Annotated in this window: 15 protein-coding genes and 1 pseudogene; 12 read left to right on the plus strand and 4 right to left on the minus strand. The window is 56.8% G+C overall.

What is annotated here, in order from left to right:
• Positions 1-80: 80 nt before the first annotated feature.
• From ung to FHT70_RS04470, 3 genes are all read left to right on the plus strand, one after another.
• Positions 81-782 (plus strand): uracil-DNA glycosylase, encoded by a 702-nt coding sequence (gene ung / locus FHT70_RS04460; protein WP_097597117.1) that lies wholly within the window; start codon positions 81-83, stop codon positions 780-782.
• Between the two features lie 135 nt (positions 783-917).
• On the plus strand, positions 918-1,850 hold the full coding sequence (locus FHT70_RS04465) for a VOC family protein (protein WP_183699193.1): 933 nt from the start codon (positions 918-920) through the stop codon (positions 1,848-1,850).
• A gap of 10 nt (positions 1,851-1,860) precedes the next feature.
• Entirely contained in the window at positions 1,861-2,466 is a 606-nt protein-coding gene (locus tag FHT70_RS04470) for an alpha/beta hydrolase (RefSeq protein ID WP_183699195.1), read from the plus strand.
• Positions 2,467-2,560: 94 nt separating this feature from the next.
• On the opposite strand, the gene FHT70_RS04475 is transcribed toward FHT70_RS04470, so the two are convergent.
• Positions 2,561-2,803, minus strand: a complete 243-nt coding sequence (locus FHT70_RS04475) for a KTSC domain-containing protein (RefSeq protein WP_064804427.1) — start codon at positions 2,801-2,803, stop codon at positions 2,561-2,563.
• Between the two features lie 372 nt (positions 2,804-3,175).
• On the opposite strand from FHT70_RS04475, the pseudogene FHT70_RS30200 reads away from it, so the two are divergent.
• Together FHT70_RS30200 and FHT70_RS04480 are read left to right on the plus strand one after the other, a co-directional pair.
• Positions 3,176-3,475 (plus strand): annotated as a pseudogene (locus tag FHT70_RS30200) (hypothetical protein); the annotation flags it as partial.
• Complete coding sequence (locus tag FHT70_RS04480) at positions 3,459-4,250, plus strand: metallophosphoesterase (RefSeq protein ID WP_183699197.1); 792 nt, start codon at positions 3,459-3,461, stop codon at positions 4,248-4,250. The pseudogene FHT70_RS30200 and the gene FHT70_RS04480, both read left to right, overlap by 17 nt.
• Positions 4,251-4,428: 178 nt before the next feature.
• Here FHT70_RS04480 and FHT70_RS04485 read toward each other — a convergent pair whose 3' ends face one another.
• Positions 4,429-5,748: a UDP-glucose/GDP-mannose dehydrogenase family protein gene (locus FHT70_RS04485; RefSeq protein WP_183699199.1), complete on the minus strand. Its 1,320-nt coding sequence runs from the start codon at positions 5,746-5,748 to the stop codon at positions 4,429-4,431.
• A 267-nt stretch (positions 5,749-6,015) separates the two neighbouring features.
• Entirely contained in the window at positions 6,016-6,615 is a 600-nt protein-coding gene (locus FHT70_RS04490; protein ID WP_183699201.1) for a transglutaminase-like cysteine peptidase, read from the minus strand.
• Between the two features lie 302 nt (positions 6,616-6,917).
• On the opposite strand from FHT70_RS04490, the gene FHT70_RS04495 reads away from it, so the two are divergent.
• The 5 genes from FHT70_RS04495 (at position 6,918) to FHT70_RS04515 (ending at position 13,668) form a co-directional block, all read left to right on the plus strand.
• A complete protein-coding gene (locus FHT70_RS04495) occupies positions 6,918-8,327 on the plus strand; it encodes an O-antigen ligase family protein (protein WP_183699203.1) in 1,410 nt (469 codons plus the stop codon).
• A 302-nt stretch (positions 8,328-8,629) separates the two neighbouring features.
• Entirely contained in the window at positions 8,630-9,841 is a 1,212-nt protein-coding gene (locus FHT70_RS04500; protein WP_183699205.1) for a polysaccharide biosynthesis/export family protein, read from the plus strand.
• A gap of 84 nt (positions 9,842-9,925) precedes the next feature.
• Positions 9,926-10,636, plus strand: a complete 711-nt coding sequence (locus FHT70_RS04505) for a sugar transporter (RefSeq protein ID WP_183699392.1) — start codon at positions 9,926-9,928, stop codon at positions 10,634-10,636.
• Positions 10,637-10,687: 51 nt separating this feature from the next.
• Entirely contained in the window at positions 10,688-12,964 is a 2,277-nt protein-coding gene (locus FHT70_RS04510) for a polysaccharide biosynthesis tyrosine autokinase (RefSeq protein ID WP_183699207.1), read from the plus strand.
• Positions 12,964-13,668, plus strand: a complete 705-nt coding sequence (locus tag FHT70_RS04515; protein ID WP_183699209.1) for a hypothetical protein — start codon at positions 12,964-12,966, stop codon at positions 13,666-13,668. The genes FHT70_RS04510 and FHT70_RS04515 overlap by 1 nt, the downstream gene beginning before the upstream one ends.
• Before the next feature lie 208 nt (positions 13,669-13,876).
• Here the strand turns inward: FHT70_RS04515 and FHT70_RS04520 are convergent, their stop codons facing one another.
• Positions 13,877-14,581, minus strand: a complete 705-nt coding sequence (locus tag FHT70_RS04520; protein ID WP_183699394.1) for an Ig-like domain-containing protein — start codon at positions 14,579-14,581, stop codon at positions 13,877-13,879.
• A 694-nt stretch (positions 14,582-15,275) separates the two neighbouring features.
• On the opposite strand from FHT70_RS04520, the gene FHT70_RS04525 reads away from it, so the two are divergent.
• Positions 15,276-16,853: a right-handed parallel beta-helix repeat-containing protein gene (locus FHT70_RS04525; RefSeq protein WP_183699211.1), complete on the plus strand. Its 1,578-nt coding sequence runs from the start codon at positions 15,276-15,278 to the stop codon at positions 16,851-16,853.
• Positions 16,854-17,337: 484 nt separating this feature from the next.
• Positions 17,338-19,101, plus strand: a complete 1,764-nt coding sequence (locus tag FHT70_RS04530) for a type I secretion system permease/ATPase (RefSeq protein ID WP_183699213.1) — start codon at positions 17,338-17,340, stop codon at positions 19,099-19,101.
• Positions 19,102-19,108: the final 7 nt, after the last annotated feature.

Below are 19,108 nucleotides of genomic sequence, written 5' to 3' on the forward strand. Positions count from 1 at the left end.
TTGCCGACAGGCATTGCAGCGTAGATCGATTTTGTTAGAACCGTGTGTCCATTGTTTCGTCCTATGCTGAGGGGTTCTTGATGAGCGATACATCCGTCAGTCTCGATGAGAGCTGGAAGGCCGCGCTGGCGGGGGAGTTTTCAAGCCCCTATATGCAACAACTCAAATCCTTCCTCGTCGCGCAGAAACGAGTGGGCAAGCGGATCTTCCCGAAGGGCAGCGAATATTTCCGCGCTCTTGATCTGACGCCGATTGCCAATGTCAAGGCCGTCATCCTTGGACAGGATCCCTATCACGGGCTGGGGCAGGCCCATGGCCTGTGCTTCAGCGTCCGGCCGGGCGTGCGCATACCGCCCTCGCTCGTCAACATCTACAAGGAGATGGAGACCGATCTCGGGATATCGCCGGCGCGTCACGGCTTTCTCGAACATTGGGCAAGGCAGGGCGTGCTTTTGCTGAACAGCGTGCTGACGGTCGAGGAAGGGCAAGCGGCCGCCCATCAAGGCAAAGGGTGGGAGCGCTTCACCGATGCCGTTATCGGCAAAGTCAATGACGAATGCGAATCCGTCGTCTTCATGCTCTGGGGCTCCTATGCCCAGCGCAAGGCCGCCTTTGTCGATACGGCGCGGCATCTGGTGCTCAAGGCGCCGCATCCCTCGCCGCTTTCCGCCCACAACGGCTTCTTCGGCTGCAAACACTTTTCCAAGGCGAATACCTTCCTCCAGTCCCGCGGGCGGGCCCCGATCGACTGGCAATTGCCGGCAGATCCTCATGGTGCCTGAAGTGAACGCGGCCCGGTCTTTGTTCACTAATAGTAGACAATGCGTTTTGGTCTCAGGGTCTATTCCGGAGGCCGGGTGAGGCGCATTTATGATCCATGAAAAGCCCGCGAAAGGCGGGCAAGAAAGGGGTCTCACATGCTCGATCAGATCAAGGGTCTGCACCACGTCACGTCGATGGCGGAGGACGCCCGCACCAACAACCAGTTTTTCACCCATGCGCTCGGCCTGCGTCGCGTCAAGAAGACGGTCAATTTCGATGCGCCTGATGTCTACCACCTCTACTATGGTGATGAGACCGGTGCGCCCGGCACGATCATGACCTATTTCCCGTTCCCGAAGATGGCGCAGGGCCGCCCCGGCACCGGTGAGGTCGGCACGACGGTATTTTCCGTCCCGCAAGGTTCGCTGGGCTTCTGGAGTGACCGCTTCGCTACGCTTGGTCTCGGCGGCCTGAAGGCTGAGGAAAGCTTCGGCGAAAAGCGCCTCAACTTCTCCGGCCCGGATGGCGACGGCTTCGCGCTCGTCGAGGTCAAGGACGATGACCGCCAGCCGTGGACGCATGGCGGCATCAGCGCGGATCACGCCATTCGCGGCTTCCACTCCGTTGCCTTGCGGCTGAGAGACGAGGGCGCGACAGCCGAACTCTTGAAATTCATGGGTTATCAAGTGGATGAGGAGCGGGATGGCATCAAGCGGCTGATCAAGCCTGACGGCAACGGCGCGCACCTCATCGACCTTGAGACGATGCCGAACATTGCCCGCGCGCTTCCCGGCGCCGGCTCCGTCCACCATGTCGCCTTTGCCGTCGAGAATCGCGAAAAGCAGCTCGAAGTGCGCAAGGCGCTGATGGATACCGGCTATCAGGTCACGCCTGTCATCGACCGGGATTATTTCTGGGCGATCTACTTCCGCACGCCGGGGGGCGTTTTGTTCGAGGTCGCGACCAATGAGCCCGGCTTCGACCGTGACGAGGACACGGCCCATCTCGGCGAAGCGCTGAAGCTGCCGCAGCAGCACGCTCATCTTCGCGGCTTGCTCGAGCAGCATCTGCAGCCGCTCGAAGTGTAAGGAGGGCAAGATGACCGAAACAGGATATGTGCACCGGCTGCATGCCGGTGCACCCGACAAACCTATTCTGCTCGTGCTGCACGGCACCGGCGGCGATGAAAACCAGTTCTTCGATTTCGGCCGACGGCTGCTGCCCGAAGCAACGGTTCTTTCGCCGCGCGGCGATGTTTCCGAATATGGCGCGGCGCGGTTTTTCCGCCGCACCGGGGAAGGGGTCTACGACATGGCCGACCTCTCACGCGCGACGGAGAAGATGGCGGCCTACGTCAAGGCATTTGCCGACGAATACCGGGCTTCTCACATTCTCGGCCTCGGTTTTTCGAACGGCGCAAATATTCTTGCCAATGTGCTCATCGAAAAGGGCATCTTCGACGCGGCGGTTCTGATGCATCCGCTCATTCCGTTTCAGCCCGAGGCTCGCTCGACGCTCGCGGGAAGAAAGGTGCTGGTGACAGCCGGGCAGCGGGATCCGATCGCTCCGATTGCGGTGACCCAGGCGCTGTCTGCGCACCTGGAGGGCCGGGGCGCGGAGGTCAGGACGGTCTGGCATGCCGGTGGGCACGAGATCGCACCATCGGAGATCAATGCGGTTGGCGACTTCCTCGGCGGCTATTGATCTGTGCCGGCACAGTGGCCAAGATATTGAGCGGGGCCGGCGAATGCCGGCCCCGCAACGTTGCTGAAACGAAGATCGTTAATCGACAAATTATCTAGGGGCGATGAGGATATTTGCCTCTTATCGCCTTCATGTAAAAATTCCCCGGTGATTCTGCCATCGTCAAACCGACGACGACGCCTTTGGGGACTCCTTCATATTCTCGTCTCTGACCGTTGGTCAGATAGACCCGTAGATGCCGGCTGTCTTCGTCGTAGCTGATCGCCTCGATAAGTTTCGAATCAACCGCAGTTTCCACTTTGCACCCCGCAGTTTTGGATCTGAGATTCCTGATCAAGAATTGTCATTCACGCTCGCAGCGCACCATATTTATGCGGCGTCGAAGGGTCGTCAAGCGTGATCTGCTTTAACGTTCATTTTTTCCGGTAGCCTCTCGCTATAGTTGATATGTGCAGCTTTTTCGAAGTCCTCACCTGTGGAAAGTCAATCGTTTCGAGTTCTTCCAGGCGTGGAAATATTGGATGACACAGCTGAACGTGAAAGAATCGAACCGGTAGGCATAAGTTTAACCAATGGTTAAGCATCATGTAATAAAATACAACCTGTTATTAATCCCGATGTCTTCCCAACTATGGATAAGTACAGAACGCCGATTTCCGCGGCAGCCGTTTTGCTATCGCCGGTGAGCTGCGGCGCTTCGCACCCAGGGGAAGATACGCAGGAGACCCTTGCGCTTTCAATCGCGAGCTACAAGGATGGACCGTCCCCGTTGCTTGATGTGGGAGCGCAGCGTTCTGTAGCGACCGCGCAGGCGAGCCTGGCGCGCGCGGTTCAGCAAACCGCGAAGGATCATGTCGTTCCGAATATGGCAAGAGGTCGCGGCTACATTGTCGACGCCGCGATCAGGCCAACTTCTTATGAACACTGCGATTCGTGCCATGGCAGCGATAGATGGGAAATCGATCAACCCGCCACGCGGTCGGGTCTCATAAATGGGTTACATGTCTAATTATCTAGGACGGTGGCGACAACAGATACCGATGCTGGCCGGCAATCGTAAGCAGCGCGCTCGGCTGACCTTTGCCGAAGGCGACTTCGCTGCGGTCTACGCCATGAGCGATGTTCACGGATGTTACAACGAACTCCTCGACGTACATCGCCGTATCGAGGAGGACGCAGCACGCATTCAGGGGCCGAAACTCATCGTCATGCTCGGCGATTATGTCGATCGTGGACCGGATTCAAGCGCGGTTCTGGAGTTCCTGAGCAAGAACCCGCCGCCAGGATTTCAGCGCTTGGTCCTTTGCGGCAATCACGATGCTGAGTTGGTGAAGCTCTATCGCAAACCGGCGGGTATTCTCGAATGGCTGGGTTTCGCCGGGACGGAGACGCTGCACTCATACGGCATCGATATCGAGCATCTCCTGCAGTCGGCGGCCGGAAACGAAACGATCGCCCGCGTCATTCGCAATATGATACCCGAGCGGCATATCCAGTTCATCGAATCGTTGCCAATCATGGTGCGAATGGGCAGGGTGGTGTTTGTGCATGCAGGCGTCAGACCCGGCATCGATCTTGAGAAACAAAAAGACAGCGACCTCATGTGGATCCGGCAGCCCTTCCTGGACGAGGGACCGCAGCTTCCTGTCCTCGTGATCCACGGACATACTCCGGGGCGAGCCCCGACATTCGGTCCGCAACGCATCGGCATCGACACCGCGGTTTCGGCGACGGGCCGGCTGACCGTACTGACCATCAAGGGGACGCGGGTAGGGCTGCTTTAGAGCTTCGGACGCTCAAAGGACCCGCTGCCCTCCGAATCCCCGTGTCGTCCTTTTCGAAAATCAATTCCGATCTTTAAGCCGATACGCTGGGCGAAGAGAGCGTGGCGCACGCTTCAAAAACAAACGCCGCGGGCTTGTGCCCGCGGCGCCAGAAGGTTTACATAGTTGCCAGGTCCTGTCAGGCGTCCTGGTAAAGGTTGGTGCCGATACCGGTATAGGTAAAGCCGTGTTTGCGGATCTCGTCACTGCGGTAGATGTTGCGCAGATCGACCAGGACCGGAGCGCGCATCGACTGCTTCAGGCGATTGAAATCGAGTGCGCGGAACTGGTTCCATTCGGTGACGATGACGAGGGCATCGGCGTCGGCAGCGGCTTCGTAAGGGCCGTTCGCATATTCGATGTTCTCGATGACCTTGCGGGCATTGTCCATACCCTCGGGATCATAGCCGACGACCTGGGCGCCGGCGTCCTGCAGGGTCTGGATGATGGCAATGGCCGGGCTGTCGCGCATGTCGTCGGTGTTCGGCTTGAAGGTCAGTCCGAGGACGGCGACTTTCTTGCCGCGAATGTCCCCGCCGACGGCCGAAATGACCTTGCGGCCCATCGCCCGCTTGCGGTTGTCGTTGATCGAGATCGTCGTTTCGATCAGACGGACCGGTGCGTCATAATCCTGCGCCGTCTTGGCAAGGGCAAGCGTATCCTTGGGGAAGCATGAACCGCCGTACCCCGGACCGGCATGCAGGAACTTGGAGCCGATACGGCCATCGAGGCCGATGCCGCGTGAAACGTCCTGGACGTTTGCGTCGACCCTTTCGCAGAGATCGGCGATCTCGTTGATGAAGGTGATCTTCATGGCCAGGAAGGCGTTGGCCGCATATTTGATGAGCTCGGAGGTGCGGCGGCTCGTGAAGACCAGGGGAGCCTGGTTGAGGTAGAGCGGACGATAGACTTCAGTCATGGTCTCGCGTGCCCGGTCGTCGTTCAGCCCAACGACGATCCGATCCGGACGCTTGAAATCCTCGATCGCCGCGCCTTCGCGCAGGAATTCGGGATTGGAGACGACGGCGACGTCAGCCGAAGGATTGGTTTCCCGCACGATGCGCTCAACCTCATCGCCGGTGCCAACCGGCACCGTCGACTTGGTGACGATGACGGTGAAGCCCTCAACATAGGTGGCAATCTCGCGCGCAGCGGCATAGACGTAGGAGAGATCGGCATGGCCGTCGCCGCGACGGGACGGTGTGCCGACGGCGATGAACACGACGTCGGCGCCACGAACGCTTTCGCCGACATCCGTCGAAAACGAGAGGCGGCCGGTGCTGGTATTTTCAGCAACCAGCTGATCGAGACCCGGCTCGTAGATCGGAATACGGCCCTCGCGAAGGGCCTCGATCTTACTCAGATCCTTGTCGACGCAGATGACGTCGTGGCCGAAATCCGCAAAGCAAACGCCTGAAACGAGGCCGACATAGCCTGATCCAATCATCGTGATGCGCATATTTCCCTCAAATCATTAGAGTAGAACGTCATGCTGCGTCGCAGCATGGCGTTCGTCATACTGAATCTGGGCCAAAAGGCAATATCGAAGATCGCTTAATACCCATATCGGAAGTCGTATGAGGGTGCCGCTGTTTGCTGCCGGGCACCCGCTCGACAGCAAAAACATATGTTTGTGTGGGCGATATGACAAGTCGAGCCGTTCGTGAGCGCCGGCTCGACTTCAATCCGGGAATGAGACGAATTGCTCTATCGGCTGCCTCGGCCGCTACAGCCGGTACCAGACGTAGGGGTCTGTTCCCGATTGAATCTTGTCCCAACGCAGATCCGTATCGCGCCAGTCCTTGATGCTGCTTTGCCTGTTGTCGAGCACCAGGTCGCCCTTGTCGGTTCTGACCACGAGGACGGCGTGCCCTTCGCCGGAGGGTGTATAGGCTGTTGCGATCCGCAAGGCGCGCGATGACCAGCCCATCGCTATCAGGCGGCTGCGCTTGGTCAACGCAAAATCTTCGCAGTCGCCGCTGCGCACATTCACCTTCCAGACATCGCCGTTCAGCTCGTTGCGGGAATCGTTGCGGCCGATCATGGTACGATTGACGGTGTTGTTCACATTCTTCAGCTGCAGCATTTCCTTGTCCGTCAGTGCGATGACCGACAGTCCGTTATTGTCGCGGCATTCGGAAGGGTTCTGGGCGCAGAACAGCACCTGGGCGAAGGGTGGAACGATCTTTCCCTTTTCGGAGATATAGCTGATCTCCGAACCGCTGGTCAGGCCGCGGGCGAAACCTGCGGGGCCGGCCGCGAATGCAGAGCAGGCATTCCCCGCAGTGAAAGCCAGTGCCAGAAGTGTAACGAAGGTTTTCTTCATCTCTTGATCCCCGTCAGGGCAAGCGCTTGAGATCAGGCTTGCCTTTTGGCTCAGTCAATGGCATGGCGACTTAGCGACCTGCCAAGTATTGGGCACAGAACGTCTGTCCCGTTTCTGCTGCTTGAAGGAGCATAAGCGGGGTCCTGTCTCGATTGGCTTAAGCCATTCGTGACAATTTTAACGATGTGGAATTCTGTTGCACTTTAACACGCAAGCGCTTGATCTGCAACTTATGTTAGTGCGAGTATATTAACCGTACTGGTTGTGATTGGCTCGTTTTGACTGCTGGTGAGTGAAGTCAAATGTTATCCAACCTCATCAACAGGCAGGTCTTGCGGGAGGCGGTTCTCGTTGCCTTCATCGGCCTGGTGATATTGACGCTCATTCCTTTTGGAAGTGTCACACCTTTGCCCTTCGCCTTCGCCGCAATCGGGATGTTTGCTCTTGCCATCGTTTCGGTATTGCTGTTTGCGGAGCCAAGACAAAGCAGGTGGGTGTTCAAGATCGCCTTGCTTTTGCTCGTGGTGCTGACGAGCTGGACATTTATCCAAACGATCGAACTGCCGGCCAATTTGCTGGCAAACCCTGCCTGGAGCGCTGCACGCGATCTGGCGGGCGTCCAACATGCGGCGATCTCCGTCGAACCGGCGGACACGCTTGCCTCGATACTCTGGGTGGCCCTGCCTTTCGTGACCTTTCTGACCGGACTTATCTTGTGCGATACCGATCAACGAGCGCGCAAAATGCTCGCCAGCCTGGGGCTCGCGGCGGGGGGCATCGCCGTTTTCGGCCTGCTGCAATTTTCGATGTTTCCCAACGTCTTGATCGTCATAGAAAAACACGCCTACCTCGACAGCCTGACGGCCATCTTCGTAAACCGCAATACCGCCGCCACTTTCCTCGGGCTGGGAACGTTGCTCATGCTGACGCTGGTCAGGGACATTGCCCGTTCCTATTCAACCCATCCGCCCGGCGAACCAGGCCGAAACCTTCTGCTCTTGAGAACGTGGATCTATATTCTGCTCTTATGTGCATGTTTCACCGCGCTGATGCTGAGCCGCTCCCGCGCCGGAATATTCGCGACCTTTGTTGCCGCGCTCATCTATTTTCCCTGGCTGGTCCTCAATTGGAACAGCTCAAGGCGATATTTAATATCGGCACCGAAATGGCATTCGGTATTAAAGCTTCTCGCGGCAGTAATTTTCGTCGTCCTCTTGCTAAGCATATTTGCAGGGCAAGCGATCTTACGCGCGCAGGAACGGCGGCTCGAGGATGATGATCGTTTCTGTATTCTGCCCGGCATATGGCGCGCCATTTCGGATCACTGGTTAACCGGAACGGGCCTCGGGACCTTTCGCACCGTTTTTCCGGCCTATCGTGATCCGGCCTGCGGCATCTTCGGGATTTTTGACCGTGCACATAATTTCTACCTCGAAGGATTTCTGGGCTTGGGGGTAGCGTTTCCAGTCGCGACGTTTCTTGCTTTCGCAGTGCTCGCGAGGGTTTTCTGGCGCGGGCTCTCCGAGAGGCGGCGCCTGCGACATTATGTTCTGCTCGGCATAGCGGCGACGGTTCTGGTCGCTCTTCATGCCGCGGTCGACTTCTCGCTGCAAATCCCTGGTTTCGCAGTATTTTTTTCCGCATTCCTGAGCGCCGTTGTTGCAATCAGCCTCGGCCGCAGTCACCGCGAAACGGATCGCCAATATGGGTGACCCGTGCATGCGCAATGGCTTAAATGAATGGAATTTATGAAGGTTTTTCGAAGATGCCGGATTGATTCAGGGCTGCGGGTTGACTCCTAAACCTAAGAAATTTTATAGCGGACGCAGCCTTTAGATTATTGCCGACGTCAGAGAGTCGGGCTGAGGCCGTTGGTTTCCTGAAGGGCGCGGCGTTGCCGGGCTGCCACAGTTAGGAATGATAAACGGCATTTGGTAATTATTGATCAGGGATTGTCTTGTAATTTGTCCGATTGCGGAGCAGTAGCTTCAAGGGCGTCAACACGGGTTATTCTATGGGTTGTTTTCCTGTTGGTAGTACACGCGTCGCCATTGTTGTAGCGCTAACGAGTATATTGGCAAGCTGCACGTCCTTGCCAAGGTCCGGCCCCGATCACAAGGATGTTGATCGAAACGCCGCGGTAAAGGTAACCACGAAGGAGCGTCGAGTCGGTATCGACTACGCCCTGGTTGATCTCAGCAAAAACGTCCTGGCCTATTTCACGACTCCGCAGCCGACCTCGTTCAAGGGTTTTGGCGGTGGACGCGGTGGCGCGCCCGAAATTCCACTCGGTTATGGCGACGTCGTTCAGGTTGCGATTTTCGAAGCCCAGTCCGGTGGTCTCTTCATTCCGTCCGACGCCGGTAGCCGGCCTGGCAATTATATCTCTCTGCCAGAGCAGACCATCGATAGAAACGGAACGATCACGATCCCCTATGCGGGTCGCGTTCCGGCTGCCGGTCGCCTGAAGGAGACTGTCGAGCAGGACGTCGAAGATCGTCTGGCTAGCCGCGCAATCGAGCCGCAGGTTGTTATCACAACGACGACTAACCGCTCCAGTCAGGTAGCCGTGCTGGGTGACGTCAACAATCCTCAGCGCGTTCAGATCAGTCCGGCCGGTGAGCGCATTCTCGACGTCATTTCCGCCGCGGGTGGTTTGACGACCAATAATATCGAAACGAACGTGACGCTTCAGCGCCGCGGCAGAACGGCGACCGTCGCCTACAATACGCTGCTGAAAAACCCGGCGGAGAATATCTATGTGGCGCCGGATGACACGATCTCCGTTGATCACGAGCGTCGCACGTTCCTGGCGCTCGGCGCCGCCGGCGTGAGCGGCCGGTTCGATTTCGAGGAGTCGGACCTGACCCTCGGGGAAGCCATCGCCAAGGCGGGCGGTCTGCGTGACGACCGTGCGGATCCAGCCCAGGTCCTGCTCTATCGCCTTGTCCCGAAGAAGACGCTGGCAGCGATGCATGTAGATACGACGCGGTTTGCGGGCGAGACGGTTCCGGTGATTATCCGCGCTAATCTTCGTGATCCGGCAACCCTGTTTGCCGCTCAGCAATTCAAGATGGAAGACAAGGATATTATCTATATTTCCAATTCGGACTCTATCGAACTGGTCAAGTTCCTTGACATCGTAAACTCGGTATCGTCCACTGTTGCCGGCGTCACGGACGACGCACGCGATACCCGTAATGCGGTCCAAGACCTCGGAAACTAAGTGGGGAGTAGCCGGCGCCGATCGTAAACGATCGGTGCTGGTGGTCTGTTTGCGATAGCGGATTTGATGAAGGAAGCCACTTTTATGGCAAGGTTTAGTGTTTATCGTAAACTTGCATACAGCGGAATTGCCGCGGGGATTTTTGTCGGCATGACTTCGAGCGCCTTTGCGGCTGCTTGCCTGGGTCCTGCAAATCTCACACCCGCAGACGTCGGCGGATTTACCGCCAATCCTGCCGTTCTGCTCGACATGTCCGATCCCCTGGTTCTGTCATCGCGTGTCCGAGCGCTGGTAGGGAGCAGCAACGACGCCCTATTGCCGGTACTCGAGCAGGCCAAGAAGGCTAATGCCGCACAGATGGCGGCGATCGGATCCGGTCTCGGGCGAGCCGCAAACAGTTGCCAAGTCTCGGATCCGCAGTTCAAACTGGCGATCGAAAAAGCTGTTGCCGAGGCGGCTAGCGCCGATCCCAATCTTGCGCCGCTGCTGACAGCCTTTGCAAAGGTTCTGGCCGAAGGCGGGACGGCGGCGCTCGGTCCGGGCACAGGTGCGCCAGCGGCAGCATCCGGTATCGGCAACACTGGTTCAATCGGGCAGACAGGTCCCGGGTCGGATGACGGTACGCCGTTTGACGGCAGCGCCACGACTGCCGGCACGCTTAGGGTTTCGGATACGAACAATGAGGACAGCTCGTCCACAACGTCGACGACGACAATCGTCAGCGCGGGAGGAGCGGGCCAGTCGTCCTCTGATACATCGGAGTCGACCAGTCAGAGCGTCCCCGTCACACAATAGCTGGAATTGCCTGTAGATCTTAGCGCTTGACGCCATTGTTGGAGATCGAAATTGCTGTCGCCAGATAAACTTACGCCGCGTATCGACCCTTCCCGCGATACGGGAAACGAAGCTGATTTCATCGATTTCGACAAGCTTATCGCAATCGTCCGTCGCCAGTGGCGGATTGTAGCGGTATGCGCTTTCGCCTTTGGCATTCTCGGTGTCGTCTATGTTCTGACGGCGGTGCCGGTCTATACAGCCGAGACCAAAGTGCTGATCGACCGCAGCGACAATCAGATGATTAACCAGCTGGCGGCTTTTGGCCAGTTGGACGATGACGAGGGTACGGTCCTCAGCCAGGTCGAGCTGTTGAAGTCCGATACGATCGCTTATGCCGTCGTCGACAAGCTGAAACTTGTCGACGATCCGGTATTCAATGCACAGAAGAACTCACTCTTTTCTGTCGCAACGCTGAAATCTCTGCTGAATTTTCGCTCCTGGTTTGCCGATGACGCGGCCATCGCTCCCGATCTGGAGATGAAGCGGCGATGGGCCGCAGAAACCGTCGCCGGAAATATCGATGTCGAGCGTGTCGGCAAATCCTACGTTCTCGACGTCACCTACACCTCGCAGTCTCCGGATCTGGCGCGAGTAATCGCCGCCGCCATTGCCGATGTTTATCTGGTCGATAAGCTCAATTCGAAATATGACGCGACACGCCGGGCCGGCGAGTGGCTGCAGGAGCGTATCGAAGAACTCCGGCAGCAGGCGTTGGACACCGACCTTGCAGTGCAGAAGTTCCGAAGCGAGCATGGGCTCGTCGAGGCGGGGCAGGGCAACTTGCTCAGCGAGCAACAGCTTTCCGAGCTGAACAGCCAGTTGATCAAGGCCCAGGCCGAAACGGCTCAGGCCGAAGCGAAATATACCCGCATCAAGTCGATCATCGAAGCCAAGCAGACCGATGCGATCGTGACCGACGTGCTCGACAGCTCGATTTCAAACGAACTTCGCAAGAAATATCTCGAAGCCTCGAAGCTCGAGGCCGAAATCGAGGCGCGGCTTGGTCCCGACCACGTCCAGGCCGTCCGGCTGCGCGCCGAGATGGCCGAATACGAACGGCTCATGTTCGACGAACTGAATCGCATCGCCGAGAGCTATCAGAGCGAGCTGACGGTTGCGCAGTCCCGCGAAAAATCGCTGCGTGACAGCGTTGATAAGGCAACGGGTGTGGCCGCAACGGCGGGTGAGACGCAGGTTCAGCTCCGCGAGCTCGAGCGGACGCGGGATACTTATAAGAACCTCTATCAGAGCTTCTTGGCGCGCTATCAAGAGGCGATCCAGCAGCAGAGCTTCCCAATTACCGCCGCACGTATCATCACGACTGCGGAGACGCCAACGAAGCCGAGTGCGCCGAAAAGAAGCCTCGTCATCGCTTTCGCCATGTTCCTGGGATGCGCGTTCGGTAGCGGCATTGGAGCTTTCCGTGAATTCCGCGATCGCTTCTTCCGCACCGGTGACGATGTCAAGGATATGCTCGACGTCGAATCGCTTGGCGTCATGCCGCTGATTGATAACAATGTCGAGGATCCGACGCTCGTTGATCCGGGTAACCCGCGAAGCATCGCCAGAGGCGGCAAGACCACAACTTATGTCGAGGAGCATCCGCTGTCGGCATTCGCCGAGACGCTTCGCAGCGCGAAAATCGCGATCGATATCAGTGCCTCCGACCAGCGCTGCAAAGTCATCGGTGTGGTGTCGAGCTTGCCCGGTGAAGGCAAGTCGACGACGGCCATCAATTTTGCCAAGCTCTTGGCCATGCAAGGGGCACGGTGCCTGCTTATCGACGGCGATATGCGCAATCCCGGAGCGACGCGGGCGATCGGCCGCCACGCGGAAGCCGGCTTGCTTGAAGCAATCGTCGACAATCGTCCGCTGAAGGATCTCATTCTCCTCGACCCCAAAACAAAGCTCGCATTCCTGCCGACGGTGGCACGCTATCGCGTTCCGCATTCGTCGGAGCTGCTCGCATCGCGCGGTATGGATCAGCTTCTCGAGATCGCGCGTCAAAGTTTCGATTACATTATCGTCGACTTGCCTCCTCTGGCTCCGGTGGTGGATGCACGCGCCATTAACCCGAAGCTCGATGCGGTCGTGTTCGTGATCGAGTGGGGCAAGACTTCGCGGAAGGTGGTCCAATCGACATTGTTGTCTGAGCCGGATCTCTATACGAAGTGCGTCGGCGCCATACTAACCAAGGTCGATCCGGCCCAGATGAAGCTCTACCGGACATTTGGTTCGAGCGAATATTATTACAAGCGCTATTCCCGATACTATACCGAAAGCTGATGTTCGGCATTCGGCCTGTTTCGCGCACGAGAATCGTTTTCTTCATCGTCGCCGTGGCCTTTACTGCGCTGGCCAGCCGCGAGCTCTATGCTTCGATCAGGACGGCCAGCATTTCGATCGTCGCCGAGAGGATAGAACGCGGCGAAACTGTCGCGAACAATGTCGCGGCGAGATATGCGGCGCGCGCCATTGAACGAATCGACGGACACTACTGCCGATCTGACATTGTTGCCGCCGGCCTGACGCTCGTTCTGACGCAGCTCGATCGACAGAACGTCAATATCGATTACGACGACTGGGTTGCCGCGGCCGCCAGTGCACGTCATTATCTGCAACATGCATTATCATGCATGCCGACGAACAGTAATTTCTGGCTGCGTCTTGCGGCGGTCGAGTCGAAGATTGCAGAAGAGCCGCTGTCGAGTGCTGGCATGATGAAACGTTCGGTTGCTCTGGCGCCCTACGATGAGTCGATGATTCTGACGCGGTTTTATTTCTGGAACGGTTTTACCGATACAACGCTCCTGGCGGCGGGCCACGCGCTCGACAGCGATCTCATGACCATGCTGAAGCTTGGCGATCGTTGCAGGGTCAACGCCGTCATGAAGCAAATCAGCCCGCAACTCCGCCCGATCTTAGATAAAACTTTGGAGAAGGCAGGAGACGGAGCGACAGCGCGTTTCCGGCAACGCTGCAGCAAGTGATCACGGCGCGGAGCTCTTCCCTTAGAGCTTTGTGCGGCCCTGTCGGCGCACAAGAGACGCACTAACACTATAAATCTACGCCTGGTGCCGAATTCCGATTTCCGGCCGTACTCTCTCCCATACGACAAAGCCACCCGCCGCTTTGTGCGGCGGGCTTTTTTATCGGTGCCCGTTTGCATAGGAAGCGGGCCGAGAAGCCTGTCGTCGATCAGACGACGGGGCCAGAGATGACGTCCGTCCCGGTGATGTTGAGCGTCAAAATGCCGACATCAGTATGACCTTCGCCGTCGGAGATCTTATAGTAACGAATGGTTTCGGTGGCATGGTCGCCCGGGGCGATATCGGATGTCAGCTCATAGGTGAACTCGCCGTTCGCCTGGACATGAAACGTGCCATAGGTACCGAGTACGTCGGTTATGGCGCCCGGATTGGCGTTGACGTTCGTGCCGTCGAATTGGCGAAGGAAGAGGTGACCATTGTCGCCGGCAATATCATTGTCCAGAACGTTGCCGCCGATGGAATCGCCTTCGTTGAAGCTGTAATGATCGTCCACTGCGATCGGCTTAACCTGCGTGACGCCCTGAATATTGAGGGTGAACAGGCCGAAATCGGTGTGGCCGGCCCCGTCGGAAATCTTGTAGGAGACTTTCTCCTGAAGCGTTTCGCCGTTGATGAAGCCGATCTTCGCGGCATCACTCAGCACATAGGTATAGCTGCCGTCCGCCTTGACGTAGAAAGTACCATAATCGCCGTGAATTTCGGTAATCTGGCCGGGTTGCTTGGCGCCTACACTCTGGTGATCAAAAGCGCGCAAGAATAGATTGCCATCAGATGTATCATTGGTCAGCAGATTTCCTGAGATAACGTCCGTTTCCAGGAATGTTGCAGAATCGTCTGTTGCATGAATAGCCATCGGGGGTCTCTCCTTGAAATATTGTTCGCTGGTCATGTTTGAACTTCAGCAAGCGGCCCGATTAAGGATATCTTAATACAATGAGTCAAGGATATGATTAACAAAAAGTTTATATTTATGGATGTGTTTTCTCATATCGGCGTACATGCGAGTGCGTAAGGCGATGAAAAGCCTCATAAACATAAATCGTGGCGTTAATAATATACCATAACGAACGTGCCTCGCGATAAACCGAATTTCTTCTCCATGGCAGTTTGTTTATGCACGGTGAATCGAGCGATATACGACAGAAATATGAAAATTAAGTCAAGCAGAGGAGATAGTCACTTCTTGCTGCAAATCTCATCTGCGCCGTTTAGTAGAAATACTAATCTATTGGGGTATGCGTGCGCTCGTGCAGCCAGAACGCTGGCTGCTGGGAAGTAAATGTTTTCCGTGATCTTTGCCTCCCGTCATCATCTAAGAAGACGTAGTCTCTGGCGGGGCAACGGTCATGGAGGTTGTGGTTTTAGTTAAATATACAACCATTTTGTGTTCTTACGGCTTTTTGCGATGCAGAAAATATTCGAACTCCACAAATATTAATGCCCGTTGCCCAAGAATATCGCGAGATAGAACGCATTTTAGTGTTTCATTTTAGCAGGCGGATAGAGGTCCGCCATTAAAAGATCTCCTAACATCGGGGAGATCACGCATGACTGTCTATTATGTGAATTCGGCGACAGGATCCAACAATAACAGCGGGACCAGCGAGAGTTCGGCATTCGCGACGTTATCCGCCGTGGAAGCCTTGAAGCTGAACCCCGGCGACAGCGTGTTGCTGGCGGCCGGAAGCGTCTTTAACGAACAGTTCGATCTGAGATATTCCGGGACTGTCAACGCTCCGATCACCATAGGCAGCTACGGCATCGGTGACGCGCCGGTCATTCACAGCAGCAATGACGGGATCCACGGCTCCAAGGCTTCGAACATCATCATCGAGAACATCAAGATCGCCGATACCGGCGCCAACGCGATCTATGCCGGCAATGTTTCAAACTGGACCGTGCGCAATGTCGAAGTGTCGAATACCGGCCTGTCCGGTAAACCTGGTTCGGTCAGCTTCCAGAGCAGCCAGAACATCACCATCGAGAACAGTACGCTGACCGGCGTGCATTCCGACGGGATCTGGATGGATAGGGTCAACGGCGTCATCCTCGTCAACAATACCGTCACCAACAGTCTAGGCAGCGCAGCAGACGCGATCCAGCTCAACGACAGCAGCAATATATTGGTCGCGGACAACCACCTTGAGCAGACGGCTACGAATAGCGCCAAGGGTGTTCTGGTGCTGATCCGGGCGACCAATGCCGTGGTCGAGGGCAACACTCTGCTCGGTGGCGGCTTTGGACTGAGCGCGCAGGCGGGTACGAATATCGCCATCCACGACAATGATATCTCAGGATATGGCGGCTATAGCTGGTCTTACGGTATCGGTCTCGGTGACCAAGGCGATGCGAAGAACTACGACATCAGCGGAAACTATCTGCATGACGGCGTCTACGGGGTTTTGGTCAGCGCCGTCGGCAACCCTGGCTATATTCGCGAGAATATCACTGTCCACGACAACATCTTCGACGAACTTTCCTCGTCCGCATTGAAAGTTGACAAACCGGCATCAGGCTCCTTCTACAACAATATCATCGACAGCGATGTACCGACGCTCACGATGCCGGCGACAATTGCCGCCCAAAATACGTTCTCCATCGGAGAGAACAAAACCCTCGAGCAGGCGCAGGCAGAGTTGGACAGCGCTGCAGGCAGCACGGGCGACAACACCTCGCCGGCTGTCGCCGAGCCTGAAGTGATGCCTCCGCCGACGACCACGGTAACACCTGCTCCCGCCACAGATGCAGTTGTCATTCCCAAAATTGTCGCAGTGCATGACAACCTGAAGATTTCGGCCGATACCGGCAGCGGTTATCATGGCAATCTGCTGGAAAACGACAGCGCGAGCAACGGCATCGTATGGCTTCGCCGCTTCGGTGATAGCGCAGTTGACAAGCATGGCCTGACGCTGACCGGAAAATACGGCGTCATCCATGTTGAGAGTGATGGCGATTACACCTACACGGTCGACGCTGCGAAAATCGCGGGTTTGAGCGGAAAAGTGAGCGAGACCTTCCAATACAAGATCTCCGATGGCGCTTCGCATATCGATACCGACAGCTTGAGCGTCTCCATCAACGTCGACGCATTCCACGGCAGTCACGTCTCACAAATGCTGGCTTGAAACTGCAGCGGATCCCGAAGCGTTTCCCGCGCGTGGCGGAAATGCTTCAACTTTCAAGGGTCGTGAAGGCCGTCGCTATCGGCGGACGCTGAAGTCACGCGGTGATTATGGAAATGTTCCACAGGTACTCATAAAAGTTAACTATAGATTGCATTTATAGTTAGCATCCTAGTAAATATCGATATAAGTGCGCCACATGTTCGCCGCTTTGAGCCGTTATTGGGCGGATTGCGATTATCTCTTGCTTCGGCCGGTATGATTATCGTAGCGTTAATGTTAGAGCCTCTGAAATTGTTCGTGATAAATTTGTATTTTCGGTCACTTTTCAGTGGGACTCATGAGCTAAGTTATAGGCTGCAAGCGGGGGCGGCACCGGTGCCGGCTCCTAAGGCAGCATGTCAATGATTGGGCTTGATAAGCCCGCAACTGCAATGTGTATCCGCGGCTTCGCCGGGTTAGCGATGCGGTAAGAGAGGATTGCTTCGTGTTTCAAAGTTCGACAGCTGACGTCAATGAACCGTCCAAAGCATTGCGGAAATGCAAAGGGGGCCTGATCTTTATTGGCATAGCAAGCGCACTTATCAACATCCTCTACCTCACAAGTTCATTTTTTATGCTTGAGGTTTATGATCGAGTCATTCCAAGCAAAAGCATACCGACGCTGGCCGCCTTGGCAATACTTGCGTTGACTCTTTATGCTTTCCAGGGCGCGTTCGAAGTTCTCAGGAGCAGAATGCTCGTTCGCGTTGCCGGTGCGCTTGACGAGATGGTGAATGGGCGGGTGTTTCGGGCGTTGATCAAAGCGCCGCTGAAGGTCAAGATCGGCGGCGACGGGCTTCAGCCCCTGCGGGATTTCGATCAGATAAGAACGTTCCTGTCCGGCATGGGCCCGACGGCAATGTTCGATCTGCCCTGGCTCCCTTTCTATCTCGTCATCTGTTTCCTGTTCCATCCGGCTATTGGATATATCGCCATCGGCGGATCGCTCGTTCTCGCCATGCTGACGTACCTGACCAACCAGGGCACGCGTACGCTCTCCAAGCGGCAATCGGAAGCCGCCAACATGCGCAACGGATTTGCGCAGAGCTCGATCCGCAACTCCGAGGTCATTCATGCCATGGGCATGGCAGGCACGATGGCTGAGATCTGGGATCGCAAAAACGGCGAATACCGGAACATCACCCGGCAGGCATCGGATGTCGGCAATGGTTATGCGACCCTCTCGAAGATTTTCCGTATCGCCCTGCAATCGGGAACGCTGGCAACAGGCGCGATCCTGGTCATTCAAGGTCAAGCCTCTTCAGGTATTATCATCGCCGGTTCCATCCTGACGTCCCGCGCTCTGGCGCCTGTAGAGGCGGCGATTGGAAATTGGCGCGGTTTCGTTTCCGCCCAGCAAAGCTGGGCGCGGCTTGCGAACCTCCTGAAGACAATTCCGGAGATTCCAGCCCCTCTCGCGCTGGCCGCACCTTCCAAGCAGGTGACGGTCGAAGGCGTCGCCAGCGGACCGCCGGCCGGCCAGCGGTTGGTCATCTCCGATATCAGCTTCGGCCTGAGAGCAGGGAGCGCGCTCGGGGTCATCGGCTACAGCGCCTCGGGCAAGTCGTCGCTGGCGCGGGCGATGATAGGCATCTGGCCGACGGTCAGAGGATCCATTCGTCTGGATGGCGCGGCGCTCGACCAATGGGACGGCGACGCACTTGGCCGGCATATCGGTTATCTTCCACAGGATGTGGAGCTCTTCTCAGGCACGGTCGCGCAGAATATCTGCCGCTTCGCGAAAGAGATGTCGCCGGAAGCGGTGGTTACCGCAGCGAGGGCGGCGCGCGTTCACGACCTCATTCTGCGTCTGCCGAACGGTTACGAGACCGAAATCGGCGAGGGCGGTGCTGCGCTTTCAGCCGGGCAGAGACAGCGTATCGCGCTTGCGAGAGCGCTCTACGGCGAACCATTCCTCGTCGTGCTCGATGAACCGAATTCCAATCTGGATGAGGAAGGCGAGCGGGCGCTGAGTGCTGCGATCATGAGCGTGCGTGCACGTGGCGGCATCGTCGTTGTCATCGCGCATCGTTCCGGCGTTCTGGCAGTGTGCGACTTCGTGCTGATGATGCAGGAGGGCAGGATGATCGCATTCGGTCCTAAGGAAGAAGTTCTGGCGCGGGTCAGTCGGACCGAGACAGCGCGCACCCCAATTGCCGAGCGCGTGGCTCAGCTTAAGGTCGTGGTCGACGGGAATGCGGCGGAATAGGCCGGAA

The organism is Rhizobium sp. BK049, from assembly GCF_014193135.1.
Classification (GTDB): Bacteria; Pseudomonadota; Alphaproteobacteria; order Rhizobiales; family Rhizobiaceae; genus Rhizobium.